At 64.2% G+C, this 24,101-nt stretch carries 25 protein-coding genes; 12 read left to right on the forward strand and 13 right to left on the reverse strand.

The annotated features are described in order from the left end of the window. Window positions 1-23: 23 nt before the first annotated feature. Window positions 24-1,136: a 3-isopropylmalate dehydrogenase gene (gene leuB / locus I6F35_RS16960; RefSeq protein WP_225118824.1), complete on the reverse strand. Its 1,113-nt coding sequence runs from the start codon at window positions 1,134-1,136 to the stop codon at window positions 24-26. Between the two features lie 135 nt (window positions 1,137-1,271). Here leuB and I6F35_RS16965 point away from each other — a divergent pair, with 135 nt between their 5' ends. Continuing rightward, complete coding sequence (locus tag I6F35_RS16965; RefSeq protein ID WP_225118825.1) at window positions 1,272-2,462, forward strand: YbfB/YjiJ family MFS transporter; 1,191 nt, start codon at window positions 1,272-1,274, stop codon at window positions 2,460-2,462. 842 nt (window positions 2,463-3,304) lie between these two features. Here I6F35_RS16965 and I6F35_RS16970 read toward each other — a convergent pair. From I6F35_RS16970 to I6F35_RS16985, 4 genes are all read right to left on the reverse strand, one after another. Next, window positions 3,305-4,090: a molybdopterin-binding protein gene (locus I6F35_RS16970; protein WP_225118826.1), complete on the reverse strand. Its 786-nt coding sequence runs from the start codon at window positions 4,088-4,090 to the stop codon at window positions 3,305-3,307. Window positions 4,091-4,163: 73 nt separating this feature from the next. After that, the gene (locus I6F35_RS16975) at window positions 4,164-4,796 is read right to left on the reverse strand and encodes a cytochrome b/b6 domain-containing protein (protein ID WP_225118827.1); all 633 of its coding nucleotides are present in this window, start codon (window positions 4,794-4,796) and stop codon (window positions 4,164-4,166) included. A 183-nt stretch (window positions 4,797-4,979) separates the two neighbouring features. Next, the gene (locus I6F35_RS16980; RefSeq protein WP_225118828.1) at window positions 4,980-5,534 is read right to left on the reverse strand and encodes a fasciclin domain-containing protein; all 555 of its coding nucleotides are present in this window, start codon (window positions 5,532-5,534) and stop codon (window positions 4,980-4,982) included. Between the two features lie 378 nt (window positions 5,535-5,912). Then, window positions 5,913-6,674, reverse strand: a complete 762-nt coding sequence (locus tag I6F35_RS16985; RefSeq protein ID WP_225118829.1) for an SDR family oxidoreductase — start codon at window positions 6,672-6,674, stop codon at window positions 5,913-5,915. 89 nt (window positions 6,675-6,763) lie between these two features. Here I6F35_RS16985 and I6F35_RS16990 point away from each other — a divergent pair, with 89 nt between their 5' ends. Beyond that, the gene (locus I6F35_RS16990) at window positions 6,764-8,293 is read left to right on the forward strand and encodes a malonyl-CoA synthase (protein WP_225118830.1); all 1,530 of its coding nucleotides are present in this window, start codon (window positions 6,764-6,766) and stop codon (window positions 8,291-8,293) included. A 28-nt stretch (window positions 8,294-8,321) separates the two neighbouring features. After that, a complete protein-coding gene (locus tag I6F35_RS16995; RefSeq protein WP_225118831.1) occupies window positions 8,322-8,819 on the forward strand; it encodes a DUF3658 domain-containing protein in 498 nt (165 codons plus the stop codon). Window positions 8,820-8,934: 115 nt separating this feature from the next. Here the strand turns inward: I6F35_RS16995 and I6F35_RS17000 are convergent, their stop codons facing one another. Then, window positions 8,935-9,795, reverse strand: coding sequence for a sulfite exporter TauE/SafE family protein (locus I6F35_RS17000; protein WP_225118881.1), 861 nt, complete (start codon window positions 9,793-9,795; stop codon window positions 8,935-8,937). 112 nt (window positions 9,796-9,907) lie between these two features. Between I6F35_RS17000 and I6F35_RS17005 the strand changes: the two genes are divergently transcribed. From I6F35_RS17005 to I6F35_RS17025, 5 genes are all read left to right on the forward strand, one after another. After that, window positions 9,908-10,831: a LysR family transcriptional regulator gene (locus I6F35_RS17005; protein WP_225118832.1), complete on the forward strand. Its 924-nt coding sequence runs from the start codon at window positions 9,908-9,910 to the stop codon at window positions 10,829-10,831. Between the two features lie 209 nt (window positions 10,832-11,040). Further along, on the forward strand, window positions 11,041-11,439 hold the full coding sequence (gene sdhC, locus I6F35_RS17010) for a succinate dehydrogenase, cytochrome b556 subunit (protein WP_225118833.1): 399 nt from the start codon (window positions 11,041-11,043) through the stop codon (window positions 11,437-11,439). Window positions 11,440-11,477: 38 nt separating this feature from the next. Continuing rightward, window positions 11,478-11,852: a succinate dehydrogenase, hydrophobic membrane anchor protein gene (gene sdhD / locus I6F35_RS17015; RefSeq protein ID WP_225118882.1), complete on the forward strand. Its 375-nt coding sequence runs from the start codon at window positions 11,478-11,480 to the stop codon at window positions 11,850-11,852. A gap of 2 nt (window positions 11,853-11,854) precedes the next feature. Beyond that, window positions 11,855-13,711 (forward strand): succinate dehydrogenase flavoprotein subunit, encoded by a 1,857-nt coding sequence (gene sdhA, locus I6F35_RS17020; RefSeq protein ID WP_225118834.1) that lies wholly within the window; start codon window positions 11,855-11,857, stop codon window positions 13,709-13,711. A 36-nt stretch (window positions 13,712-13,747) separates the two neighbouring features. Continuing rightward, complete coding sequence (locus I6F35_RS17025) at window positions 13,748-14,530, forward strand: succinate dehydrogenase iron-sulfur subunit (RefSeq protein ID WP_225118835.1); 783 nt, start codon at window positions 13,748-13,750, stop codon at window positions 14,528-14,530. 50 nt (window positions 14,531-14,580) lie between these two features. Here the strand turns inward: I6F35_RS17025 and I6F35_RS17030 are convergent, their stop codons facing one another. The 6 genes from I6F35_RS17030 to I6F35_RS17055 form a co-directional block, all read right to left on the reverse strand. Then, complete coding sequence (locus tag I6F35_RS17030; RefSeq protein WP_225118836.1) at window positions 14,581-14,763, reverse strand: hypothetical protein; 183 nt, start codon at window positions 14,761-14,763, stop codon at window positions 14,581-14,583. A 20-nt stretch (window positions 14,764-14,783) separates the two neighbouring features. Beyond that, window positions 14,784-15,830: a vanadium-dependent haloperoxidase gene (locus I6F35_RS17035; protein WP_225118837.1), complete on the reverse strand. Its 1,047-nt coding sequence runs from the start codon at window positions 15,828-15,830 to the stop codon at window positions 14,784-14,786. A 237-nt stretch (window positions 15,831-16,067) separates the two neighbouring features. After that, complete coding sequence (locus I6F35_RS17040; protein ID WP_225118838.1) at window positions 16,068-16,502, reverse strand: cupin domain-containing protein; 435 nt, start codon at window positions 16,500-16,502, stop codon at window positions 16,068-16,070. A gap of 113 nt (window positions 16,503-16,615) precedes the next feature. Then, complete coding sequence (locus I6F35_RS17045) at window positions 16,616-17,500, reverse strand: LysR family transcriptional regulator (RefSeq protein WP_225118839.1); 885 nt, start codon at window positions 17,498-17,500, stop codon at window positions 16,616-16,618. A gap of 266 nt (window positions 17,501-17,766) precedes the next feature. After that, window positions 17,767-18,045 carry a hypothetical protein gene (locus I6F35_RS17050; protein ID WP_225118840.1) on the reverse strand — a complete coding sequence of 93 codons (279 nt, stop codon included), beginning with the start codon at window positions 18,043-18,045 and terminating at the stop codon, window positions 17,767-17,769. Between the two features lie 334 nt (window positions 18,046-18,379). Continuing rightward, a complete protein-coding gene (locus tag I6F35_RS17055; RefSeq protein ID WP_225118841.1) occupies window positions 18,380-18,853 on the reverse strand; it encodes a nuclear transport factor 2 family protein in 474 nt (157 codons plus the stop codon). Window positions 18,854-19,078: 225 nt separating this feature from the next. Between I6F35_RS17055 and I6F35_RS17060 the strand changes: the two genes are divergently transcribed. The 4 genes from I6F35_RS17060 (at window position 19,079) to I6F35_RS17075 (ending at window position 23,023) form a co-directional block, all read left to right on the forward strand. Next, complete coding sequence (locus I6F35_RS17060; RefSeq protein ID WP_225118842.1) at window positions 19,079-21,223, forward strand: hybrid sensor histidine kinase/response regulator; 2,145 nt, start codon at window positions 19,079-19,081, stop codon at window positions 21,221-21,223. Window positions 21,224-21,318: 95 nt separating this feature from the next. Continuing rightward, entirely contained in the window at window positions 21,319-22,275 is a 957-nt protein-coding gene (locus I6F35_RS17065) for a glutathione S-transferase family protein (RefSeq protein WP_225118843.1), read from the forward strand. After that, window positions 22,272-22,655: a VOC family protein gene (locus tag I6F35_RS17070; protein WP_225118844.1), complete on the forward strand. Its 384-nt coding sequence runs from the start codon at window positions 22,272-22,274 to the stop codon at window positions 22,653-22,655. Before I6F35_RS17065 ends, I6F35_RS17070 begins: the two co-directional genes overlap by 4 nt. Before the next feature lie 128 nt (window positions 22,656-22,783). After that, the gene (locus tag I6F35_RS17075) at window positions 22,784-23,023 is read left to right on the forward strand and encodes a hypothetical protein (protein WP_225118845.1); all 240 of its coding nucleotides are present in this window, start codon (window positions 22,784-22,786) and stop codon (window positions 23,021-23,023) included. 256 nt (window positions 23,024-23,279) lie between these two features. Here I6F35_RS17075 and I6F35_RS40505 read toward each other — a convergent pair whose 3' ends face one another. Continuing rightward, window positions 23,280-24,095 (reverse strand): hypothetical protein, encoded by an 816-nt coding sequence (locus I6F35_RS40505; protein ID WP_346283172.1) that lies wholly within the window; start codon window positions 24,093-24,095, stop codon window positions 23,280-23,282. Window positions 24,096-24,101 lie beyond the last annotated feature (6 nt).

Consider the following 24,101-nt stretch of genomic DNA (forward strand, 5'->3'; position numbering starts at 1 on the left):
ACCAATTTGGAGCGTGTTGCGGCCTACGCGTGCAGCTTCTGCAATTCCTTCAGGATCGCTTCGCCCATCTGCGTGGTCGACACTGACGTCGTGCCCTCGGACTTGATGTCGGCGGTGCGCAGGCCGCTCGCGAGCACGGCGGCGATTGCGGCGTCGAGCTTGTCGGCGAGCGCGCCCATGTCGAAGGAATAGCGCAGCGCCATGCCGAACGACGCCAGCATCGCGATCGGGTTGGCGAGGCCTTTCCCGGCGATATCGGGCGCCGAACCGTGCACCGGCTCATACAGCGCCTTGCGCTTGCCGCTCTTGGCATCGGTCTCGCCGAGCGAGGCCGAGGGCAGCATGCCGAGCGAGCCGGTCAGCATCGCCGCGATGTCCGACAGCATGTCGCCGAACAGATTGTCGGTGACGATGACGTCGAACTGCTTCGGCCATTTCACCAGCATCATGCCGCCGGAATCGGCGAGCTGGTGCTCCAGCGTCACGTCCGGATATTCGCGCTTGTGCACCTGGGTGACGACCTCGTTCCAGAGCACGCCCGACTTCATGACGTTGCGCTTTTCCATCGAGGTCACCTTGTTGCGGCGCTTCTTGGCAAGATCGAAGGCGACGCGGGCGATGCGCTCGATCTCGTAGGTATCGTAGACCTGGGTGTCGATGGCGCGCTTCTGGCCGTTGCCGAGATCGGTGATGGTCTTCGGCTCGCCGAAATAGACGCCGCCGGTGAGCTCGCGCACGATCATGATGTCGAGCCCTTCGACCGCCTCGCGCTTCAGGCTTGAGGCATCGGCGAGCGCCGGATAGCACACGGCGGGCCGCAGATTGGCGAACAGGCCGAGATCCTTGCGCAGCCGCAGCAGGCCGGCTTCGGGCCGCACCTCATAGGGAACGCTGTCCCATTTCGGACCGCCGACCGCGCCGAAGATCACGGCATCGGCGGCTTTGGCCTTGGCCATGTCAGCTTCGGAAATCGAGACCTTGTGCGCGTCATAGGCGGCGCCGCCAACCAGCCCTTCCTCGGTCTCGAACGTGGCAATTCCTTCCGCCTTGAGCCAGCCGATCAGGCGCTTCACCTCCGCCATCACTTCGGGGCCGATGCCGTCGCCGGGCAGGAGCAGGAGTTTTTGGGTCGCCATGGTGTGTTGCCTTGAACGGGAAATCCGCGCGGAGTGCTAAAGCGCCATTGCGCGGTTGGCAAGACACCATTCCTTCAGCGTGGCCTGTGCAGGGGCGGCCTAGCCTGCCACAATGCGGCCTTGCCGGAGTACGCAGTGAAAGCCCCCGACCTTCCGCCATTCTACGCGCACCCCGCGCGGCTGATCCTGATCCTGTCGCTGGCGCCCACCGCCGGGCTCGGCATCGGCCGCTTCGCCTATTCGCTGGTGCTGCCGGATATGCGCGAGCAGTTGGCGTGGTCCTATTCCGCGGCAGGCTTCATGAACACCATCAATGCTGCCGGCTATCTGATCGGCGCGCTGCTCGCCGCGCGGCTGATCCGGCGCTTCGGGGTGGTGGCGTCGGTGCGCTGGGGCACGCTGGCCTGCGTGGTGTCGCTGGCGCTCTGCGCGCTCACCGGCAACTTCGTGGTGTTGAGCTTTGCGCGGCTGCTCGCCGGCGTCGGAGCCGCGGCCGGCTTCGTCGGCGGCGGCGCACTCGCGGCGATGATCGCGCAGACCCGGCCCGAGCGCGCCAATTTCTTGCTCAGCCTGTTCTATGCCGGACCCGGCAGCGGCATCCTGCTGTCGGGGCTGGTGGCGCCGTTCGTGCTGCAATGGTTCGGCCCCGGCTCGTGGTGGATCGTGTGGTGGGCGATGACGCTGCTCGCGGCCGTCATGACCATTCCGCTATGGCTCGCCTCCTTCCCCTCCGATGCCATGACCAAGCAGGAGGCATCGGTGAAATTCACGATCGCGCCGGTTGCGATCTATCTCGCCGGCTATTTCCTGTTCGGTGCCGGCTATATCGCCTACATGACCTTCATGATCGCCTATGTGCGCGATGCCGGCGGCGGCGCGCTGGCGCAAAGCGCGTTCTGGAGCCTGATCGGGCTTTCCGCCTTCGTGACACCGTGGGTGTGGCGCGGCGTGCTTGGGCTCAACCGTGGCGGGCTCGCCACCACGATCATCCTCGGCGTCAACGCGATCGGCGCCGCCATGCCGATCTTCGGACACTCGCCACTGTTGCTCGCGGCCTCCGCACTGGTGTTCGGCGTCGCCTTCTTCGCGGTGGTCGGATCGACCACCGCCTTCGTGCGTTTCAACTATCCGCCGGAATCCTGGCCGACGGCGATTGCCGCGCTGACAATCGCGTTCGGGATCGGCCAGACCATCGGCCCGATCGTCGTCGGCGCCATCACCGATGCGGTCGGCAGCCTGTCGTTCGCGCTGAACATATCCGCCGCCATGCTGGCGCTCGGCGCGATCCTGTCGGCATTCCAGCGCAAGCTGGAGGTGAAGGTGTAGGGGCGGATGGCAGGGTCGCCACGCGGGTGGAGTGAGTTCTGATTCAACTGTCAAACAGCTCTCCGCTGTCATCGTCCGCCACCGGGTCGGCGCAAAGCGCCGCCCGACGACAGGCTCCGGCGGACGATCCAGTATTCCACAGGCGACAGTGCTTGAGCAGAGAGGCCGCGGAGTACTGGATGCCCGCCTTCGCGGGCATGACGGTGGAGTTTGAGGAGATACGTGTTCGCGTTCTCGCGACGCATGGCGTCCGAGTCTTGCTTCACTTTCCACCCTCTCATTGAAGTGAGGGCGCAGGGAAAGCCGGGTGCCGGTCGCACCCGTGGGCCCCGTGCAACAAAAAGCACGGGGGTAGGACCACAGGTCAACCGAAGCAACTCCGGCTTTCCCTGCGCGATGGTTTACGGCTTACTTCGCGCTCTTCCCGGTGACCGGGCTTTCTTGCCACCGTCGCCCTGTTTAACGAACAGGACTTAGCGCCAGCGTCGGGGCGCCAGAACCACACGACTTCGCCGTCCACGGATAGTCACGCTCGTCAGTCGCAACACCCGCGTCCACCGCATCTCACCGCAACGTTCGTGACGATCGCGAGCCGCCCCTCATCTGCCGTGAGACGCGCGGAGTCATAGTGCTGATTTGCCCGACGACGGAAGCGGAATGTTTTTCGCGCGAGGACTGGACGAGGCAAATCATCTTGGAATCGCTGGCGAATTTTTCTCCGCCGTCATTCCGGGGCGATGCGAAGCATCGAGCCCGGAATCCATTTCTCCACCTGCGGCTGCGGCCTGATGGATTCCGGGCTCGCGACTTCGTCGCGCCCCGGAATGACGGAGGGAAAGTGCTCAGCTTCCGCTGAACGAGTTGTAGCCCTGGTCTTCCCAGTAGCCGCCCTTGTAGTCGTTGGTGACTTCCATCGAGATCACGTATTTCGGATTCTTGAAGCCGAGCTTGGTCGGTACGCGGATCTTCATCGGATAACCGTAGGCGCGGGGCAGGATCTCGTCGGCGAATTTGAAGGTCATCTGTGTCTGCGGATGCAGCGCGGTCGCCATGTCCAGCGGCGAGTTGTAGCCGTCCTTGTCGGCGCACTGGAACCAGACATATTTCGCACGCGTATCGGCGCCGACGAGTTGAAGGAAATCGCGCAGCGGCGCGCCGGTCCAACTGCCGATCGCGCTCCAGCCCTCGACGCAGATATGGCGCGTGACCTGCTTGACCTGCGGCAGCTTGTAGAGCTCCTCCAGCGTCCACGGCTCCTTGTTCTCGACCAGGCCGCGCACCTCCAGCTTCCAGTCCTTGCCGTCGATCTCGGGGGCGTCGTCGAGATCGTAATAGGCGTTGAACGGAAACGGCTTTGTAATGGCGCTTTCCGGAAAGGTCGGCGCCAGCGTGTTCGGATTGAACATCCAGGCCTGCACCGCATCGTTGAACTTCGAGATCTTGGCCAGCATCGTCTCGGCAGATGAACTGTCGATGACGTCACAGCCGGTGAGCAGCGTCAGTGCGCCGAAGCTGGCGCCGCCGGTGATGAAGCGCCGGCGTGTCAGGTCGGGCATCAGTTTGACGGCGTCCTTGACCAGCAGCTTCTTGTCGACCCCGGGGATCAGGAGCTTGCGCATACGACCCATGACCCTTCTCCTTTGAACACTCTTTTCGTCATGATCTTTTCCGAAAACCGGTTCCCACTTTTCGGGATCATGCCTAACGACCGATGATCATGGCGCGCAGGCTCTTCGGCACCAGAACGGCCAGCGCGACGTGAACGACGAGGAAAGCGACGATCAGCGCCATGCAGATGAAGTGGACGTAGCGCGCGGCATCGTAGCCGCCAAACAGCGCGGTCAGCCACTGCAACTGCACCGGCTTCCAGATCGACAGGCCCGACAGCACGATGAAGACACCGACGATGATGATGCCGGCATACAACAGCTTCTGCACGTAATTGTACTTGGTGAGATCATCGTGCGAGAGCTTGAAGCTCAGCGCCGCCTTGGTGTCCGAGATCACGCCGCCAGGGGTGATCGGCAGCAGCTTCCTGCGGAAGCGGCCGGTGACGAAGCCAAGGACGAGATAGACCAGACCATTGACCATCAGAAGCCACATCGCGGCGAAGTGCCAGAGCAGGGCGCCGCCGAGCCAGCCGCCGAGCGTGATGCTGCGGGAGAAGGTGAAATTGAACAGCGGCGAGGCGTTATAGATCTGCCAGCCTGACATGATCATCAGGATCATCGCGACCGCATTGATCCAGTGCACGATCCGCACCCAGCCCGGCTGGATCACCCTGCCCGTGCTGGCGGAGGCGGCGTGCTCGTTGCTGACTGCAAGGCTCGACATGGCTATTTCCCTGCTCGGAATTCGTTACGGAATTATACGCCCGGATCGGGCGGCTTGTTACGGCAATGCGCGCTATCAATTCGATGCGCATGGTGCATCGTGGTCACAAAAAAGCGAGCCGGGTTTCCCCAGCCCGCTGGTCCTCACGCGTCCTGTCTGGGGATGAAACAGGCGCGCGCGGTGTTACGACGCCGGCATCAACACGGTGTCGATCACATGGATCACGCCGTTCGACTGGTTGACGTTCGAGATCGTCACCGTCGACCAGTTGCCCTTGGCATCACCGATCGAGACCTTGCCGTCCTGCTTCTTCACGGTGAGTTCCTCGCCTTCGACGGTCTTGAGCTTCTTGCCGTCGGCAAGACTGGAGGCGTCGTACTTCCCGGCCACGACGTGATAGGTCAGGATCTTGGTCAGAGTCGCCTTGTTCTCCGGCTTGACCAGGGTTTCGACGGTGCCGGCCGGCAATTTGCCGAAGGCCGTGTTGGTCGGCGCGAACACCGTGAACGGGCCCTTGCCTTCCAGCGTGCCCACGAGACCGGCGGCCTTCACCGCGGCGACGAGCGTGGTGTGGTCCTTGGAATTGACCGCGTTCTGAATGATGTTCCGGGACGGGAACATCGCGGCGCCGCCGACCATCACGGTCTTTTCCTCGGCGCGAACCGGCGCCATCACGGTGGCGGTGAGCGCCAGCGCGCTGAAGGTTGCGGCGGCGAGAAGTGCTGTACGTTTCAACATGGACAATCTCCCGTTTGGCTAAAAATGACCGGCGGAGCTGCCGCCGGGGATGAAAGGCAACGACGGTGCGGCTACCTGATTGCGCCGTCGTTGGCCGCAGCTACGGGAGGATTTGGGGCGCGGTTTCGCGGGATAATTTATCGTGATGGCTGAAACCAATTGGGGGCGAGGCCGTGGGGGGTGCGCGGCCGGTAGGGTGGGCACTCTCGCCCCTCATGGTGAGGAGCGCGCAGCGCTTCTCGAACCATAAGGCCCCGCCGGTGGCCTCGCCCTTCGAGACGCCTGCTTCGCAGGCTCCTGAGGGTGAGGGGATGGATTGGAGCACGCCATCCGTCCCCGTCATTGCAATGACGATGTCGTCCCGTGCGCGATGGGTGACTAATCTCGGCTTGCGGGCGTCTGGATGAAGCCGCGGTTGTGGGTCGGGCTGATCAGGATCTCGTTGACGCAGACCCGCGGCGGCAGGCTGGCGACGAAGGCGATGGTGCGGCCGAGATCCTCCGGCTGCAGCATCTTGGCCTGCTCGGCCTCGCTCGGCACCACCGGCCGCAGCTTCAGAATCGGTGTCGCGACCTCGCCCGGCGACAGGCAGCAGGCGCGCAGTCCGTTGACGCATTCATCCATGTTGAAGGAATGGGTCAGCGCCAGCACCGCATGCTTGGTCGTGGTGTAGGCGGGTCCCGGCATCTTCGAGACATGACGCCCGGCCCAGGAGGCGACGTTGATGATGCAGCCGTCCTGCTGCTTGCGCATCGCCGGCAGCACCGCATGGATGCAATAGAGCACGCCGTTGAGATTGACCTCGACGAGCTTGTCCCAGCCTTCCAGCTCCATGTCGGCCCAGCTCCGCTTCGGCACGTTGATGCCGGCGCTGTTGACCAGCAGGTCGATACGGCCGTGCTTCGCCAGGATCTGCTCGGCGGCCTTGTTGACGTCGTGCTTATTGCTGACGTCGAGCGCGATGGCCGAGGCCTTGCCGCCCTTCCTGGTGATGCTGGCGACCACCCGGTCCAGCTCCTCCTTGCGGCGGCCCGAGACCACCACGGTCCAGCCGTCGGCCGCCAGGAATTCGGCCCCGGACTCGCCGATGCCGGTGCCGCCGCCCGTCACCCAGGCCACGCGTTTCCCATGATTTGTCATGCAAACTGTCTCCGTTGCTTTTCAAAGGGCGTATTTGCTAAGCCACTCGCCGGATTTTCCTGGCCTTCCTGCCCTTCAGGGGATGTTGCATGAACACCAGCGCCAACGGCAACCTGTTTTCCCGCCTGTTCGACGGTCTCGACGATCCGAGCAGGCTTGCGATCGAACAGCTTGACGGCACGAAGATCAGCTATGCCGACCTGATCGCGCGCACCGGGCAGATGGCGAACGTGCTGGTCTCACGCGGCGTCAAAGTCGGCGACCGCGTTGCAGCGCAAACCGAAAAGTCGGTGCAAGGTCTCGTGCTGTATCTCGCGACTGTACGCGCCGGCGCGGTCTATTTGCCGCTCAACACCGCCTATACGCTGAACGAGCTCGACTACTTCATCACCGACGCCGAGCCGTCGCTGGTGGTATGCGATCCCTCGAAGGCCGAGGGTATCAGAACGATCGCGGCGAAAGTCGGCGCCAACATCGAGACGCTCGGCCCCGACGGCAAGGGTTCGCTGACGGATGCCGCCGCCAAGGCCAGCGAGGGGTTCAAGACGGTCGCGCGCGCCAATGATGACCTCGCCGCGATCCTCTACACATCAGGCACCACCGGCCGCTCCAAGGGCGCGATGCTGAGCCACGACAATCTCGCTTCGAACTCGCTGTCGCTGGTCGACTATTGGCGCTTCACCAGGGATGACGTGCTGATCCACGCGCTGCCGATCTATCACACCCACGGTCTGTTCGTGGCCAGCAACGTCACGCTGTTCGCGCGCGGCTCGATGATCTTCCTGCCGAAATTCGATCCGGACCTGATCATCAAGCTGATGGCGCGCGCCACCGTGCTGATGGGCGTACCGACCTTCTATACGCGCCTCTTGCAGAACCCCGCGCTGAACAAGGAGACGACGAAGCACATGCGGCTGTTCATTTCGGGCTCGGCGCCGCTTCTGGCCGACACCCATCGCGAGTGGTCGGCCCGCACCGGTCATGCCGTGCTCGAACGCTACGGCATGACCGAGACCAACATGAACACGTCGAACCCCTATGACGGCGAGCGTGTGCCCGGTGCGGTCGGCTTTCCGCTGCCGGGCGTCTCCGCGCGCGTCACCGACCCTGACACCGGCAAGGTGCTGCCGGCGGAGACCATCGGCGTGATCGAGGTCAAGGGCCCGAACGTGTTCAAGGGCTACTGGCGGATGCCGGAGAAGACCAAGGCCGAATTCCGCGACGACGGCTTCTTCATCACCGGCGATCTCGGCAAGATCGACGCCAAGGGTTATGTCCACATCCTCGGCCGCGGCAAGGACCTCGTGATCTCGGGCGGCTTCAACGTCTATCCCAAGGAAATCGAGACCGAGATCGACGGCATGCCCGGCGTCGTCGAATCCGCCGTGATCGGCGTGCCGCATGCCGATTTCGGCGAAGGCGTCACGGCCGTCGTGGTGCGCCAGCCCGGGGCCAAGATCGACGAAGCGACAGTGCTGAATGGCCTCGAAGGGCGATTGGCAAAATTCAAGATGCCGAAGCGCGTGTTCATCGTCGACGAACTGCCGCGCAACACCATGGGCAAGGTGCAGAAAAATATTCTGCGGGATACGTATAAGGATATTTATACGAAGAAGTAGGAGCGGCAGCCGCTCCGGGGAAGAGATCGTGGACAGAGATCAGGCGGAAGAGATTCACGAATATCTGCTTGACGTTGTTGAGTCGCTCGAGCGAGCAGAGGGAGCGATCTCCGCCCTCGGTGAGGAAGCACGAAGGATGTTCGCCAACGGTCTTGGGGCAGCCGGCGATGCCGTGTACTACGAGCTACTGTTCGTGCTCTACAAGAAATACCCGGATCTAAGACCGCCGGATAAAGAGCACCCGCACATCCTCAGCACACTTCGTTGGGAAGAGGTTTCGCTTCCCCCTTCGGTTTCCCAAGCCGACATCGATCGGATCATCTTTTCGGTGCTGCATTCTGAGTGGCGCAAGACAGCGGCGATCATTGGCTGGGCGCTCGATCGCTGTAGGGAACTAGGACTGGCGGTCAGCGATGAGGTTCTCGCTGCGCGGCTCGGTGCATTGGCTGAAGCCGACCACCTTGAGAGCCAAGGCGATCTCCGCATGTGGCGGCACAGTGAGGTAAGGAAAAAACCGTCGAGCTGACGGTTGGCCGATGAAGGCGCCATAGCCCGGGTGGAGTGCCAGCGTAACCCGGGACCGCCGGCAGATGTTGATGAGGTGTCCCCGGGTTGCGCTGCGCTCCACCCGGGCCACGAGGCTACTGCCCGCTCACGAGGCTGATCACGAACCGGCCGCCGACGATGAAGAGGTAGGCGCCGAACGCCATCTCCAGCGCGCGCTTCGACAGCGCGTGCGCGAGCTTCACGCCGAGCGGCGCCGTGATCAGCGTGGTCGGCATCACCAGGAGCGCGCCGATCAGCGAGACATAGCCGAGCGCGAACGGGACTTGCAGCGCGAGGATATCGGGAAAGCGCGCGGCGGCCGGCCAGCCGGCATACACATAACCAAGCGCGCCGGGGATCGAGATCAGCACCGCAAGCGCCGAGGAGGTCGCGACCGCCTGATGGATTGGCCGGCCATAGAAGGTCATCAAGAGATTGGCGAACAGGCCGCCGCCGATCCCCATCAAGGTCGAGAGCAGGCCGACGAAGAAGCCGTAGACGCGCATCAGAAAACCCTTCGGCAGTTCGTCGCCGAACTTCCAACTCTCGCGCGACAACAGCAGCCGCGCCGCGGCCGACCACGCCACCATCACGAACACGATCTTGAACAGCCGCTCCGGCGCGAACCGCGCGGTGACGCTGCCGGCGATGACGCCGAGCACGATCGGAAGCCACCAGCGCCTGAGCACAGTCATATCGACCGCACCACGGCGATAGTGGGCCCGAAACGAACTGAGCGAGGTCGGGATGATGATGGCGAGCGAGGTGCCGATGCAGAGCGGCATCCGCACCTCCAGCGGTACGCCGGCGAGGCGGAAGCATTCGTAGAACACCGGCACCAGGATCGCGCCGCCGCCGATACCGAACAGGCCGGCGAGAAAGCCGGACAGCGCGCCAACCGCGATCAGCAACAATGCGAGTTCGACGAGTTCGGTGAGATCGAGGCCAGCCATGATGTCCCTGCGGCGCGGCGTTTAATCCCTGCCGCTTCCGAAGGCTAGACCCTTGTCAAAGCCGGGAGTATCTAGCCAGCTCGGTTGATAGCCTTGCGAATTTCGGAAGGATCGGATGGACCAGCTTGCGGCCATGGCGACCTTTGTCCGCGCGGTGGAGGCGGGCAGCCTTTCGGCAGCGGCACGATCGCTGCCGAGCTCGCTGACCTCGGTCAGCCGCCAGATCTCGGCGCTGGAGGAGCATTTCGGCACCCGCCTGCTGCTCCGCACCACGCGGCAGCTCGCGCTGACCGACGATGGCCGCCTGCTCTACGAGCGCGCGAAATCGATCCTGGGCGAGGTGAAGGAAATCGAAGCCGCATTGTCGCGCGACCGTCGCCAGCCCTCCGGACGGATTCGCGTCAGCTCGCCAAGCCTGATGGGACGGCTCGTGCTTGCGCCGCTGCTCGCCGAATTCCTGCGCCGCTATCCGTTGCTGTCCGTCGACCTGGTCCTGGTCGATCGCGCCGTCGATATGGTCGAGGAAGACATCCACCTCGCGATTCGCGTGGGCCGCTTGCGGGATTCGCAATTGGTCGCGCGCAAGCTCGCCGACCTCAGGATGATCGTATGCGCCTCGCCGGCCTATCTCGCGCGCCGTGGGATACCGCAGGCACCGCGCGACCTCGCCGATCATGATTGCCTGGTGTTCTCCGACGCGCCCGGCAGCGCCGAATGGCGCTTCGCCGAAAGCGCGAAGGCGAACCGCAAAATCCGCATATCCGGTCGGCTCTGGATGAATAGCCTCGACGCGCTTGTCACGGCGGCGAAGGAAGGGGCGGGCATTGTGCGCGTGCCGTCCTGGCAGGTGGATACCGAATTGATGGCCGGCAACTTGCGGCGCATCCTTGCCGAGTACGAGCCGCCGCCCACGCCGCTGCACCTGGTGTTTCAGCCCTCGCGGCTTGCCTCGCCAAAGACCCGGGCATTTGTCGATTATCTGGTTGAACGATGGCGGGCCATTGATCCCTTCCGCGCGCACACGGCCGCAGCTTCGTAGTGGAATCTCAATTCGCTTCTTGGCCCCACGCAACCGCCCTGGTATACCAAGCCTCTGATCGGCCTGCTTCATCAATGATGTAGCAATGAACGACCGTTCGGTTTGCAGGCATTTGGCCGTTGCGCTGTTAGATTCGACTCCGTAAATAGAATTTATCTACCGCGTTCCCCGCTGGGCCGGCCGCGGCCCCACCAACCTCAAAGCCGCCGATGACCGCCAGGATCGAACGACCGCTTTCGCCCCATATACAGACCTATCGCTGGACCCTGACGATGGCACTTTCCATCGTCCATCGCGCCACGGGAATCGCGCTTTATGTCGGCACCCTGCTGCTCGCCTGGTGGCTGATCGCAGCCGCCTCCGGCCCGTCCGCCTACGCCAGTGTGCAGGCCTTCACCGGCAGCTTCTTCGGAAAGCTGATCGTGTTCGGTTACACATGGGCGCTGATGCACCATATGCTGAGCGGCATCAGGCATTTCGTCTGGGATCTCGGCTACGGCTTCAAGGCCAATGAGCGCGAGGCGCTGACCTGGGCCGCGCTGATCGGCGGCATCGTGCTCACCGTGCTGATCTGGATCATTGCCTACGCGATCGGAGGCGGACGATGACTTACAGCGAGTCGCACGGATCTCCGAAGCCGCCGTCGATGCGCACGCCGCTCGGCCGCGTCCGCAATCTCGGCGCCGCGCATTCCGGCACCACGGATTTCTGGCGCCAGCGCATCACCGGCGTCGCCATGACGCTGCTGATCGTGCCGGTCCTGGTGGTGATCCTGACGCTGGTCGGCCGCAACCATGCCGGGGCGGCGCAGATCCTCGGCTCGCTGCCGATCGCGATCATCCTGTTGCTCTTCATCATCGCCAGCATCTGGCACATGAAGATCGGCATGCAGGTCGTGATCGAGGACTATGTGCATAGCGAGAAGCTGAAGCTCGCCAGCATCATGGCCAACAATTTCTTCTGCGTTGCGGTGGCCTTGGCCTCGATCTACGCGCTCCTTAAATTGTCCTCGGGAGTATGACCATGGCTGCTCAAGGTTCGGCCGCTGAAGGTAACGGCAAGGCCGCCAATGGCAGTGGCCCGGCCACGAACGGCAAAGCCTATCCGATCGAAGATCACACCTATGACGTCGTCGTCGTCGGCGCGGGCGGCGCGGGCCTCCGCGCAGTGGTCGGCTGCTCGGAAGCGGGCCTGCGCACGGCCTGCATCACCAAGGTGTTCCCCACCCGCTCGCACACGGTGGCGGCGCAGGGCGGCATCTCGGCCTCGCTCGGCAACATGCACCAGGACGACTGGCGCTGGCACATGTACGACACCGTCAAGGGGTCGGACTGGCTCGGGGACCAGGACGCGATCGAATACATGGTGCGCAACGCGCCGGAGGCGGTCTACGAACTGGAGCATTGGGGCGTGCCGTTCTCGCGCACCGAGGACGGCAAGATCTACCAGCGTCCGTTCGGCGGCATGACCATCGACTACGGCAAGGGCCAGGCGCAGCGCACCTGCGCCGCCGCCGACCGCACCGGCCACGCCATGCTGCACACGATGTACGGCCAGTCGCTGCGGCACGCGGCGGAATTCTTCATCGAGTTCTTCGCCATCGACCTGATCATGGATGACCAGGGCGTCTGCCGCGGCGTGATCGCGATCAAGCTCGACGACGGCACGCTGCACCGCTTCCGCGCCCAGACCACGATCCTGGCCACCGGCGGCTATGGCCGCGCCTACGCCTCCTGCACCTCGGCGCATACCTGCACCGGCGACGGCGGCGGCATGGTGCTGCGCGCCGGGCTGCCGCTGCAGGACATGGAATTCGTGCAATTCCATCCGACCGGAATCTATGGCGCCGGCTGCCTCGTCACCGAGGGCGCGCGCGGCGAAGGCGGCTATCTCGTCAATTCCGAAGGCGAGCGCTTCATGGAGCGCTATGCGCCCTCCGCCAAGGACCTCGCCTCGCGCGACGTGGTGTCGCGCGCGATGACCATCGAGATCCGCGAAGGCCGCGGCGTCGGCAAGAAGAAGGACCACATCTTCCTGCACCTCGATCATCTCGATCCGAAGGTGCTGGCCGAGCGGCTGCCCGGCATCTCCGAATCGGCGCGAATCTTCGCCAATGTCGACGTCACCCGCGAGCCGATCCCGATCGTGCCGACGGTGCACTACAACATGGGCGGCATCCCGACCAACTTCCACGCCGAAGTGCTGACCAAGCGGGACGGCGACGACAATGCGGTGGTGCCCGGGCTGATGGCGATCGGCGAGGCCGCCTGCGTCTCCGTGCACGGCGCCAACCGGCTCGGCTCCAACTCGCTGATCGACCTCGTGGTGTTCGGCCGCGCCGCGGCGCTGCGCTGCGCCGAGAAACTGACCGCCAACGCCAAGCAGCCGGAGCTGCCAAAGGATTCAGCCGATATGGCGCTCGGCCGGCTCGACCATTTCCGCCACGCCTCGGGCGGCACGCCGACCGCGAAGCTGCGCGACAGCATGCAGCATGTGATGCAGAACAATTGCGCGGTGTTCCGCACCGGCGAAGTGCTGCAGGAAGGCAAGAACCTGATCCACAAGGTGCATGGCGGCATCGGCGACATCGCCGTCTCCGACCGTTCGCTGGTGTGGAATTCCGACCTGATCGAGACGCTCGAATTCGACAATCTGATCGTGCAGGCCGTCGTCACCATGGATTCGGCGGCCAACCGCACCGAAAGCCGCGGCGCTCATGCGCGCGAGGATTTCCCCGACCGCGACGACAAGAACTGGATGAAGCACACGCTGGCTTGGCTCGATCCGAACGGCAACAGCACGATCGATTTCCGCCCGGTGCACAATTACACGATGACCAACGACGTGCAGTACATCCCGCCCAAGGCGCGCGTGTATTGATCGCGCATGCATTGATGACGACAAAGGCTTGCAAGCATGGCTGACTTCGCGCTTCCGAAGAACTCAAAGATCACGGGCGGCAAGACCTGGCCGAAGCCGGCCGGCGCCACCGAGACGCGCGAGTTCAAGATCTATCGCTGGAATCCGGACGACGGCAAGAATCCGAGCGTCGACACCTATTATGTCGACGTCAACGATTGCGGACCGATGGTGCTCGACGGCCTGATCTGGATCAAGAACCACATCGATCCGACGCTGACCTTCCGCCGCTCCTGCCGCGAGGGCGTCTGCGGCTCCTGCGCGATGAACATCGACGGCCAGAACACGCTCGCCTGCACCAAGTCGATGCACGACGTCAAAGACGGCGCGGTCAAGGTCAACCCGCTGCCGCACCAGCCGGTCGTGAAAGACCTCGTCCCCGACCTCACCAATTTCTACGCGCAATATGCCTCGATCGAGCCGTGGCTGAAGACCACCACGCCGACGCCGCAGAAGGAATGGAAGCAGAGCCACGAGGATCGCGAGAAGCTCGACGGTCTCTACGAGTGCATCCTCTGCGCCTGCTGCTCGACCTCGTGCCCGAGCTACTGGTGGAACAGCGACCGCTTCCTCGGTCCCGCCGCGCTCTTGCAGGCGACGCGCTGGGTCACCGACAGCCGCGATGAGGCCACCGGCGAACGGCTCGACAATCTCGAGGATCCGTTCCGGCTCTATCGCTGCCACACCATCATGAACTGCGCCAAGGCCTGCCCGAAGGGCCTCAACCCCTCGGAAGCGATCGCCGAACTGAAACTGAAGCTGGTCGAGCGGCAGATGTAAGACGCTTGGCGGCCGACCATCGAGGATGGCGGCCGCCAAGCGTCAGGTGGTCACGGCTTTGGACTTGCCCTGGCTTCCACGCCGCGAAGCTGGGTCGCCACGGTCAATTCGCCGATCTTCCGGCCCATCTGTTTTCCGACTTCGGTGGAAAACCGATAGTGAAAGCCGGCATAGATGCGGGCGTTGGCGACCTCGTCACTGTAGTCCTGCACCCGCGTCCATTTGCGCGTCACGCCGGGGGCGGTCGGACTGGTCAGCGAGAACTCGCCGAATTCGTTTCCGACGACGCTTTGCAGAACGGCGCCGACCGCAGCGGACCCGATGCAATGTGCGCACGGATATTCCGGATGCATCGGGTATCGCCGAGCGGCAGCCATGATGCCTCGCGCGGCGTCTCCGGATTTCCGGTGATGTCGGCACTGCGTATCGCCGTGACGGGCCGCCAGAAGTTGTAGCGATATTTGGCGTCGAAAACCGCGACGAAGGCGTCATTGCCCGCCATCGACGTCAGCGCGAACAGCCGGGCGCAATCGACCAGGTCCATGCCCTTTGCAATCGCGGCCTGCCTCACGATCGGATTGTAGGTGCGCGGGCCGACCGCGAACCAGAAGCGGCCGATCGTCGTCTGCTCGGCCGTACGCGTGGTGCTGTTGCGTGCGCCGATTTCGCGAATTTCATTGAGATCCCGGGTCCAGGTCTCGGAATCGAGCGCAGGCGGCGGCTCGGGCCGGAATTGCGAGCTCGTGGTCATCACCCACGGGGTGGTGGTTCCCATGATGGAGAACAGCGGCACCGAAGTCGGGACGTAGACGCCGGGCCTGGTGTAGGGGCGATAGCTCTCCTGCACCGCGCTTCCATCCTTTGCACGCAGCGCGATGATCGCGGCGGCCGCTTTCTTCCCGAGCTCGATGCCCGCCGATTTCGCCTCGGTGTCGGCGATACCCGAGAGCGAAGCCGACAGCGCGGCATCGAGATCGGATTTCCGATCGGCGTAGATGGAGACCAGGACATCATGCGCCGCCGTCGCGGCGGCAGCTTCTTTCGAAGTCGAGCGATCGGCGCTGAGCGTGAGCTTGTACGGCGCATATCTGCGTTCAATGGCGTTCACCGCCTCGAACATCGCGACATGCATCATCGACAGTGTACGAGGTTGATCGGCCGGCGGGACCGGCTTTTCCGCCGCGATCGCATCAGCCTTTGCATTCCAGTCCATGATCACATCTGCTCGCGCCGCTTCGGCGGAGACTGCAATCACGGCAGTTGCCAGCAGAATTCGAGAAATGGCTGAGGAAGATTTCATGGTGTGCTCCTTCAAAAAAGCTTGCCGAATGACACGGCAATACGAGACGGGCACTGGAAATCTGCGAGTATGCGTCGCAAGCCAGATGATCGCGAGGACGCGCAAGCGCCGCTGACGTTTCTGCTCCTGCAACCAAAGATAGATACCACATTTCGGGCCGACGTCGCTGTGAAGCGGCTCACCTTCGCGTGGCGCCGATGTGCGCCTGCGACACCAGGCGCACGCCGGGCGCGGAGTTCAGGGCAGAGGTCCGACGATCGCCTGATCGTGGCGTGCGGCAATGCCGGGCAAGAGATCCATATGCTGCTCCCAAGGATCGGGAATGCTCTGCAGGTCGCGGAAAAACTCTTCGTGGCGGCGCGGCGTCGACACCAGAATATGTCGCGCGTCGGCGTCCCCGACATTGGTGAAGCCGTGAACCGTTCCCCTCGGCACCTGGATCCGCGCGCCCGGCCTCACCACGGCGGTCCGGTCGCCGATGAGGTACTTCAATTGTCCCTCGATCACGATGAAGAGCTTGTCTTCGGTGGCGGAGATGTGCCCGGGTGCGCCGGCGCCGGGCTTGATCGTCATGTCGAGGATCGTGAAGGGGCTGGGATAGGGATTGATGATCCGTGTGGTGATCCCGGCGAATTCTGTCGTCTCGAATTCCGTGGTGATGTCGGCTTGCATGTTCGCTCCAGGGCAAGGTTGCTGTCTGACAAACTGCATGTGGCGGCCTTGCGCATCGTGAGTAGCCCCGCCGGGCCGGACAGACCGGCCAGGATCCTGGCCAATCGAGCGTCTCACTGCCCGGCGCTTGCCGCCTCCAGATGGCGCGCCAGGATCTGCGCAAACGCGTTCACCTTGGGATTGAGGTCGGCACGCGAGGGAAAGGTGAGATGGAGCCGCGTTGATCCCGAGAATAGGTTCGACAGCACGGGCACGACGGCTTGCGATGCAAGTTCGGCGCGACATAACGATTGCGGCAGCAACCCGACGCCTTGATGCAGCAAGACCAGCTCCCGCACCAGCACGAAACTGTCCACCGCGATTTGAAACTGCGGAAATTCGACCCCGTTCTTGAGAGCGCGGGACAGAAGACGCCGCAGCTCGGGCCGCTCGGGCCCAATCAAGGCTTCCACCGCGTGTATGCTGGCTGGCACGCCGTTCCTGCGCAGATATTCGGCGCTGGCATAGAGGCCGAACTCGATGTCGAGAACGCCCCTGACGAGCGCTTCCTGCGGATTGGAAGCGCCAATGCGAAGGGCAACATCGATGTTTCCGGAGATGAGGTCGAGCACGTCATTCGTGAGCAGCACCTCGAACCGCACGGCTGGATGCGCTTCACGGAATTCGGCAACGGCGCCTGCGATGATCGCGGGCGGAAAGTCCGCTGGCGCCGTCAGTCGGATTCCACCGACATAGGATGCGTCTGCTTTGCCAACGCCGGCGAGCGCACCGGCGAGGGAGGCCAAAGCCTCCGCAGAGCGGCCGTACAGCTCGGCGCCCTCGGTGGTGAGCGAGAAAGCGCGAGTCGAACGCTTGAAGAGGCGCACGCCGAGCGCCCTTTCCAACGTTCGGATGCGCAGACTGACGGATGAGCGCGGTGTGTTGGTCTGACGTGCGGCCGCGGAGAATCCGCCGGCCCGCACCACGGCGACAAAGGTCTGAAGAGAGTTGAGGTCCATTCGGCGCACCTTCTTGCCGCGCCAAATCCGGGTCGTGTCGCGTCGGCCGGGCAGAACCCACGCATGTCGTATGATTTGTCCGCAATCTGGGGGCAGGCTGACGAAGCATTTCGTGGTGGAAGGGGATCGATGTGGTCGCCGGATTCAATGACGTTGCAGAGCTACAGGATCGTTTCAACGAATCGGAGATGGGTTACATCCGAAATGTTGTCCCATGCGTCTACACCGGCCAGGACGCATGGGACGACAAAGACGGCGCACGAGGCTCAACAGCCGCGGCAGATCGTCAGCTTGCGATCGACCGCACGATCCTCTTCGCTGATGCGCCCAAGTTCGTTCGGGCTCTGCGACGGCAGGTCCTTTGCCTGAGGCTGACGATGGCCGACGGGTGCGGGCCACGGCAGACCTAACGTCCGTGAGGAGGCATCGGACGTGTCTGGCGAGACGACAACCGGCGATGGATTCGCCAGTCCCACCGTCTCGGCCGTGGCTGCCCGACCAGAGAGTAAGGCCGCCAGGATCACTGCTCCGATCATCTCACGCATGATTCGTCTCCCAAGCTTCGATTGCCGTTGATGTCATCGGCTGTCTCCTTCCGATATGGAGCAGCCAGAATCGACGCAGCTTGCTACAGCGTGATTTCAATCGTTCGGGAGAATAGTTGCGGTTGTAGCAAGCGGCCAAATGCCCGTGATGACTATCGGCGAACGACTCGGGAATCCGTTCTTACAATGCTCACCAAACAGGCACTCCCTGCGCCAGCAGATTATCGACGCACCTCATCTCGCGTCTTGCCGCTCGAACTTGAGCCTTCGATGAAGGCGAGCAGGAGTGCACTGTCGCGTTGCGCATCCGCAGCCTCCGTCCACAAAGGAACGTTCAAAGCCCGAGATCGGAAAGCCCCGGATGATCGGCGGGACGAGCTCCCGAGCGATCCCAATGGTACTTTCGTTCGGATTCCCTGATGGGAAGATCGTTGATGCAGGCGAACCGCTTTTGCATAAGCCCGTTCGCTGCAAACTCCCAGTTCTCGTTTCCGTAGGAGCGAAACCAGTTCCCGGAATCGTCGTGCCACTCATAGGCGAAGCGCACCGCGATGCGGTTTTCGGTGAACGCCCAAAGCTCCTTGATCAGGCGATAGTCGAGCTCCTTGGCCCATTTCCGCGTGAGGAAGGCGACGATCTCGGCACGGCCGTTGACGAATTCGGACCGGTTTCGCCAGTAGCTGTCCGCAGTGTAGGCGAGCGAGACCCGTTCCGGATTGCAGGAATTCCAGGCGTCCTCCGCGCCTCGCACTTTCTGCACGGCGGTCTCACGAGTGAAAGGTGGAAAGGGGGGACGGCTCTCAGCCATGTATGATCTCCATTCTCTGGCCCGGGTCCGATCTGGCGCTTGGGGCACGAGCATGCTGCGGATGGCTCATTTCTATCTTTCCGAAGCATGCTTCAGCTTTCCATAATGCACGAAACCTTGTGACGCCCGGACGGGATCGGCCGGTGCCGGCGGCCGGAAGAGCCGCCTGCTCCCCTTCCTCCCGGGACGAATTTTGCGTTAAGGTTGCGGTGAAACGGAGTGCCCGTGCAGACCGCGCAACGCCATTCACTGAAGCTGTTGCAATGGATGATGGCCGCTTCCCTGGCCCTTCCGCTGGCACTGTTCGTTTTTGCTTCCGCGATCTCGTGGCACTCGATCAATCAGGCCGCCGACCGCGAGATCGAACGCACGCTCGATGTCGCGCATGAGCACGCGCTGAAAGTGTTCGAGACCATCGACCGCAGCCTGTCGGAGATCGCGGAGATCATCCGCGGCCTTCCCGATGCCGGCATCCGTTCGCGCGAAGAGAGCTTGCACCAACGGCTGAAGCAGGTTGCGGCATCGCTGCCCCAGGTGAAATCGACCTGGGTCTTCGATGCCAGGGGCCATGCCTTGGTCAACAGCCTGGTGGCGCCGGCGCCCGACATCGATTTCTCCGACCGTGAGTACTTCAAGGCACACGCCGCGGGCGATATCGGCACCCATATCGGCGAGGTGCTCACACCGCGGCCGCCCTATCGGGGCGCGCCATTCTTCGGCGTCAGCCGCCGGCGGCCGAACGAGGCGGGGGACTTCGCCGGCGTGATCCAGGCATCGGTTCTCCCCGAATATTTCGAGAATTTTTACGCGCGGATCGGCCGCGAGCCCGGCAGCTTCTTCGCGCTCGGCCGCACCGACGGCGCGATGCTGGCCGGCTATCCCAAGGCCGACCACGAGTTCCGCCTCGACCCCAGCGGACCGATCGGCCAGCAGCTCGCCGCCGTTCCCGATGGCGGCCTGATCACCATCACATCGCCAGCCGACGGCATCGAACGCCGCCTCGGCTATCGCCGGCTCGCGGAATATCCGGTCTATGTCAGCGCCGGGCTCGAGACCTCCGCGATCCGCGCGCGCTGGCTCGCGACTATCAGCCAGCATCTGGTCTTCGGCGTGCCGGCTACCGCGCTGCTGTTCCTGCTGCTGGCCCTGGCGCTGCGGCGGACGCGACGCCTGCATGAGGAGGCCGAACGACGCCGGGAGGCAGAGGAAGCGCTGAAGCATGGACAGCGGCTGGAGGCGCTGGGCCAGCTCACCGGCGGCGTCGCGCATGACTTCAACAACCTGCTTACCGTGATCCGCGCCTCGATCGACATGCTGCGGCGGCCGAACCTCCCGGAACAGCGGCGGCTGCGCTACATCGATGCGATCTCGGAGACGGTCAACCGGGCCTCGAAACTGACCGGCCAGCTGCTTGCCTTCGCGCGGCGGCAGACGCTCAAGCCCGAACTGTTCGACGTCGGCCAGAGCGTACAGGTGCTGGGCGAGATGGTCGCAACCCTGATCGGGCCGCGGATCGAGATCGTGACCAGGCTTCCGGAGGACCCCTGCATCATCAACGCCGATGTCGGCCAGTTCGAGACCGCGATCATCAACATGGCCGTCAATGCGCGCGACGCCATGGACGGCGCGGGCCGGCTGACGATCGCGGTGCGGCGCGCCGCCGAATTGCCGGTCCGCGACGGCCACCCGCCGGCGCCGCACGGCTATGTCGCCGTCGCCGTCGGAGACACCGGCGTCGGGATTCCGCAGCATCAGCTCGGGCGCATCTTCGAGCTGTTCTTCACCACCAAGGAGATCGGTCAGGGCACCGGGCTCGGGCTGTCGCAGGTGTTCGGATTCGCCAAGCAGTCCGGCGGCGAAGTTGTCGTCGTCAGCGAGGTCGGCAAGGGCTCGACCTTTACTCTCTATCTGCCTCGCGCCGCAGCCACGGCGCCGACACTGCAATTCGCGGCCGCGGAGGCGCCACCGGTCGACGGTAGCGGCATGTCGGTGCTGGTGGTCGAGGACAATATCGAGGTCGGGCAGTTCGCGGCCGACGCGCTCGGCGAGCTCGGCTACTCTGCGACCCTGGTCGACAACGCCACACACGCGCTGGACGCGCTCACCGCCGACGCCGCCCGCTTCGACGTGGTATTCACCGACGTCGCCATGCCCGGCATGAGCGGCATCGAGCTCGCCCAGGAAATCCACCGCCGCTACCCCAACCTGCCGGTTGTGCTGACCAGCGGCTACAGCCACGTGCTGGCACAACGCGGCAGCTATGGGTTCGACTTCCTGCAAAAGCCCTACTCGATCGAGCAGCTCTCGCACGCGCTGCACAAGGTCTGCCGGCCGAAAACGACGCGAACGTCGAGGGCGGCATCGTCCTGACCCCCGCCGATCCATTGTAACCGGCCCGGGCCGGGGATAGCCTCCCCGGAACGTCCAATTGGATCATGATCCAGGCCTCAACCTGGGAGGGAACGATGAGTCCCGAGTACCCCGTCATCCTCCATCATTTTCCGCAATCGCCGTTCTCGGAAAAGATACGCGTGATCCTGGCGCTGAAGAACGTCACATGGACCTCGGTGCTGATTTCCCGGATCATGCCTCGCCCGGATCTGATGCCCCTGACGGGAGGCTACCGGCGGACGCCAGTGCTGCAGATCGGCGCCGATATCTATTGCGATACCCAATGCATCGTCCGCGAACTGGAACGGCGCTATCCGCAGCCGACACTGTTCCCGAGCGGGTATTACGGGCTTGCCGCGGCGACGGCGATGTGGACCGACCGGCCGTTCTTCCAGAACACCGTCAACCTGATCTTCGGCTCAGTCGCCGACAATGTGCCGCAGGAGTTCATCGACGACCGGGAAAAGCTGCGCGGCGCCAAGTTCGACGTGGCCGCCATGCGGGAGGCGATCCCGCAGATGCGCGACCAGTTTCGCGCCCACCTGCAATGGATCGAGGCCCAGCTTCGCAACGGCCATAGCTGGATGTGCGGCGACCGCGCCAGCCTGTGCGATGTCAATGCCTACATGAACATCTGGTACGTGCGCACCAATCTTCCCGATCTCGACAAAATGCTCTCCGAATTCCCCGCTACGCGATCATGGGAGGCGCGCATTCGCTCCATCGAGCACAAGCCATCCAGGGAAATCTCGCCGGCCGCCGCGCTCGAAATCGCCGCCGCCGCGACGCCGCGAACCACCGTGCTGCCCGACCCTTACGATCCCAACCGCCGCAAGCCGGGCGACCTGGTCGAGGTGATGCCCGATGACTACGGCAAGGTGAGAGTGAGCGGCGAGATCGTTTCGCTGTCGTCACAGCATATCGCGATCCGCAGGCAGGACCCCCGCGCCGGCGAAGTGGTGGTGCACTTCCCGCGCGCCGGCTTTCTGGTGTTTGATGGCGGCAAAGAGGCCGAAGGAGATTCTTTATGATCGATCACATCGGTTTTCCGGTTTCCGATTATCAGCGTTCCCTGGCGTTCTACCGGCAGGCGCTGGCGCCGCTCGGCTACACGCTGATCATGGAGGTCACGCAGGAGAACGGCGCCGATCAGGCAGCCGGCTTCGGCGCCGGCGGCAAGCCGGATTTCTGGATCGGCGGCGAAGGCGGACTTGAGAAACCGTTGCATGTCGCAATCGCGGCAAAGGACCGCGCCACGGTGGATGCCTTCTACAAGGCCGCGCTCGCGGCCGGCGGACGCGACAACGGCGCGCCCGGCATCCGCGCGCATTACCATCCCAATTACTACGGCGCGTTCGTGCTCGATCCCGACGGGCACAACATCGAAGCGGTCTGCCACGCGCCGGGATGAACTCCGACTTCGGCGCCGGAACATCAGAGCATGTGTCCCGTTATCGTTGCTCCGCAACAAGAAGGGAGCGAGCCATGACGCGTGATGATTCGCGCGCGACCGGGAACAACGGCACGGTTGCGAGCTAGATGCCGATCGAACCGCCCGAGATTCCGCCGACGACGCCTGGCACGCCGAGCGAACCACCGCCCGGGATCCCTCCGGGCAATCCGCGTCCTGAGGTGCCGCCCCCGGCGCGTGAGCCAGGTGAACCGCCATTGCCCGACGAACTGCCCGGCGAGCTGCCGGATGAATTTCCGATTCGCGGGCCGGACGGACCACGTCCACCGAGTCCAACCGATGCTGCGGAACCGCGCGGGGAACAATGATGCGCAGACGATTTGCGAGCGTCGTCTGAATGAGCAATGAACAAGCTTGCTTGCAAGTCATTGCAGCACTGAAATAAAAAGCCCTTCCGCTTTATCGCCCGCCACATTGCGGCCTAACGGATAGCTGTTGATCCGACCGTCGAGCTATTCGGCCCCCGCCCATCCCCGCCATTGCCAAGAACTTTTCCGGGACCTTCCATCATGACAAACCTTCGCCTCGTGCTGCTTGCCACGACCGCATTGACGGTGACGCAGCTCATAAGCTCCGCATCGCATGCGCAAACCGCGCCGCTCGTCGTGGCACAAGCGGAGAAGAAGGAGGAAGGCGGGCCGGAGGGAAGACCGAAGCAGCCACCGAAGGCGGCGCCGCCAGCGGCTGCGCCGAAACAGCCTGGTCCGCCTCAGCACCCTGGCGCCGCTCCGCCCGCCCATCCTCCCGCGCCACCAGCCGCCGCTCCGGCGCGACCGGCACCGCCGCCGGCTGCTGCACCCGCACGACCGACACCACCGCCTCCTGCTGCGCCGGAGCGGCCAACGCCGCCGGCCGCCGCTCCAGCACGGCCAACAGCGCCGCCCCCGGCTGCGACGCCCGCGCGTCCAACGCCGCCTCCGGCAGCAGCGCCGCACGCACCGACGCCGCCAACTGCGGCTCCGCCCGCGCATACGCCGCCACCTGCTGCTGCTCCGCCGGCACGTCCCGCGCCACCAACTGCGGCTCCGCCGGCGCGCACGCAATCGCCGGCGGCTCCATCCGCCGCAACGCCACCCGCTGCGCCCGCCGCGCCAGCCACTCCGACGCCACCGCCCGGTGCGCGAAAGGAAGCGCCGCCCGCCGGCGCCAGGCAGCCCGCGGCTGCACCCACCGCCGCGCCGACGCAGCGCGCGCCCGGGGCAGCGCCGACGCCCACCACGCCGTCGGCCGCCGGAACCCCAACTCCGACCACTCCGCCAGCACGGCCTGGTGCGGCGACAGCGACGCCTCCCGCAGCCGGCGCGCCGGCGAGCCCGCCACCCGCTGCGGGGACGCCGTCTGCGGCCCCGGCGGCGCCGCAAGCGCGGCCCGGTGTTGCACCCGGCG

Origin of the sequence: Bradyrhizobium sp. BRP22 (assembly GCF_020194175.1) — a bacterium.
Taxonomy (GTDB): Bacteria; Pseudomonadota; Alphaproteobacteria; order Rhizobiales; family Xanthobacteraceae; genus Bradyrhizobium.

What these genes read in the sequence shown, in the direction of transcription:
- leuB (WP_225118824.1), bottom strand. Translation starts at nt 1,136, where the DNA reads ATGGCGACCCAAAAACTCCTGCTCCTGCCCGGCGACGGCATCGGCCCC.
- I6F35_RS16970 (WP_225118826.1), bottom strand. Translation starts at nt 4,090, where the DNA reads ATGGGTCGTATGCGCAAGCTCCTGATCCCCGGGGTCGACAAGAAGCTG.
- I6F35_RS16975 (WP_225118827.1), bottom strand. Translation starts at nt 4,796, where the DNA reads ATGTCGAGCCTTGCAGTCAGCAACGAGCACGCCGCCTCCGCCAGCACG.
- I6F35_RS16980 (WP_225118828.1), bottom strand. Translation starts at nt 5,534, where the DNA reads ATGTTGAAACGTACAGCACTTCTCGCCGCCGCAACCTTCAGCGCGCTG.
- I6F35_RS16985 (WP_225118829.1), bottom strand. Translation starts at nt 6,674, where the DNA reads ATGACAAATCATGGGAAACGCGTGGCCTGGGTGACGGGCGGCGGCACC.
- I6F35_RS16990 (WP_225118830.1), top strand. Translation starts at nt 6,764, where the DNA reads ATGAACACCAGCGCCAACGGCAACCTGTTTTCCCGCCTGTTCGACGGT.
- I6F35_RS17005 (WP_225118832.1), top strand. Translation starts at nt 9,908, where the DNA reads ATGGACCAGCTTGCGGCCATGGCGACCTTTGTCCGCGCGGTGGAGGCG.
- sdhC (WP_225118833.1), top strand. Translation starts at nt 11,041, where the DNA reads ATGACCGCCAGGATCGAACGACCGCTTTCGCCCCATATACAGACCTAT.
- sdhD (WP_225118882.1), top strand. Translation starts at nt 11,478, where the DNA reads ATGCGCACGCCGCTCGGCCGCGTCCGCAATCTCGGCGCCGCGCATTCC.
- sdhA (WP_225118834.1), top strand. Translation starts at nt 11,855, where the DNA reads ATGGCTGCTCAAGGTTCGGCCGCTGAAGGTAACGGCAAGGCCGCCAAT.
- I6F35_RS17025 (WP_225118835.1), top strand. Translation starts at nt 13,748, where the DNA reads ATGGCTGACTTCGCGCTTCCGAAGAACTCAAAGATCACGGGCGGCAAG.
- I6F35_RS17035 (WP_225118837.1), bottom strand. Translation starts at nt 15,830, where the DNA reads ATGAAATCTTCCTCAGCCATTTCTCGAATTCTGCTGGCAACTGCCGTG.
- I6F35_RS17040 (WP_225118838.1), bottom strand. Translation starts at nt 16,502, where the DNA reads ATGCAAGCCGACATCACCACGGAATTCGAGACGACAGAATTCGCCGGG.
- I6F35_RS17045 (WP_225118839.1), bottom strand. Translation starts at nt 17,500, where the DNA reads ATGGACCTCAACTCTCTTCAGACCTTTGTCGCCGTGGTGCGGGCCGGC.
- I6F35_RS17050 (WP_225118840.1), bottom strand. Translation starts at nt 18,045, where the DNA reads ATGCGTGAGATGATCGGAGCAGTGATCCTGGCGGCCTTACTCTCTGGT.
- I6F35_RS17055 (WP_225118841.1), bottom strand. Translation starts at nt 18,853, where the DNA reads ATGGCTGAGAGCCGTCCCCCCTTTCCACCTTTCACTCGTGAGACCGCC.
- I6F35_RS17065 (WP_225118843.1), top strand. Translation starts at nt 21,319, where the DNA reads ATGAGTCCCGAGTACCCCGTCATCCTCCATCATTTTCCGCAATCGCCG.
- I6F35_RS17070 (WP_225118844.1), top strand. Translation starts at nt 22,272, where the DNA reads ATGATCGATCACATCGGTTTTCCGGTTTCCGATTATCAGCGTTCCCTG.
- I6F35_RS17075 (WP_225118845.1), top strand. Translation starts at nt 22,784, where the DNA reads ATGCCGATCGAACCGCCCGAGATTCCGCCGACGACGCCTGGCACGCCG.